Genomic DNA, 1,098 nt, shown 5'->3' with positions numbered 1-1,098 from the left:
CTCTGCTCTCTGCTCTCTGCTCTCTGCTCTCTGCTCTCTGCTCTCTGCTCTCTGCTCTCTGCTCTCTGCTCTCTGCTCTCTGCTCTCTGCTTTCAGCTTTCAGCTTTCAGCTTTTCTCCTCACCACCCTCCCCCGGCTCCCCGGCATCATCGCCCGGGCTGCGCCGAACAGGACCAGCGCCGCGATGGCGAAGGCGAGATGACCCGCCGTATCGTGGACGGCCTGCGCCGCATCCGGGCCCTTTGAGAAATGCACCACCGCCAGGTACCAGGCGCGGCCGACATTGCAGGCAAGCGCGGCGAGCAGCCCGACGCCGACCAGCAGCAGCCGGCCGGGCCAGCGCAACCACAGCAGCTCGCCGAAAAACAAGGCCGCCATCACCAGGCTCTGGATCGAGCGGATCCCGCTGCACCCGTCGGTCACCTCGCAGACCTGGCCTCCCAGCACCAGGCGCTCGCCCAGCTGCTGCACCGGTTGGCCATCGAGCAGGAAGGCCTCCCGGGTCAAACCGATCACGCCACCGGTCAAGCTCCGCACCAGCGCCTGCTCCACCTGCCAGGGATAGGGCACCGCGCTCAACGCGAAGATCGTCACGGGAACGAAGAACCACGACACCTTCCAGCCCCAGCTCCGCGCCACCAGCCAGTGGGTGAGCGCCGTCAGCAGGATCGCATGCAGCAGGACCGGCGGCCGCCACGTCGGATCGCCGATCTCCACCATCCGCAGCGGGATCATCAGCAGCAGGTAGAGACCAAGGACGAACCATGGGAAAGTGGCCGGTGGCCGGTGGTCGGTGGTCAGTTCTTTGCCATCCGCTTTGCCCCATGCCCCATGCTCCCTGCCCTCCGCCATCCTCCTCCACGCGAACAGGACCGCCAGCGGCGCCACGATGAAACCATACTCATAGTACAAGCCGTCCCGCCACGAGGGGACCAGGCACCAGAAGAAGTGCAGCCAGAGGATTAGAAGAGTTAAAGGCACTTGTTGTCGGTTGTCGGTTGTCGGTTGTCGGTTGTCGGTTGTCGGTCGTCGGTCGTCGGTCGTCGGTCGTCGGTCGTCGGTCGTCGGTCGTCGGTCGTCGGTCGTCGGTTGTCGGTT

At 65.2% G+C, this 1,098-nt stretch carries 1 protein-coding gene; it reads right to left on the bottom strand.

What is annotated here, in order from left to right:
* Positions 1-99 precede the first annotated feature (99 nt).
* Positions 100-981 carry an archaeosortase/exosortase family protein gene (locus tag IG178_RS09300; RefSeq protein ID WP_193212269.1) on the bottom strand — a complete coding sequence of 294 codons (882 nt, stop codon included), beginning with the start codon at positions 979-981 and terminating at the stop codon, positions 100-102.
* Positions 982-1,098 lie beyond the last annotated feature (117 nt).

The organism is Neoluteolibacter marinus, assembly GCF_014904755.1.
Lineage (GTDB): Bacteria > Verrucomicrobiota > Verrucomicrobiia > Verrucomicrobiales > Akkermansiaceae > Haloferula > Haloferula marina.
This window is presented reverse-complemented; position numbering and strand designations above follow the sequence as displayed.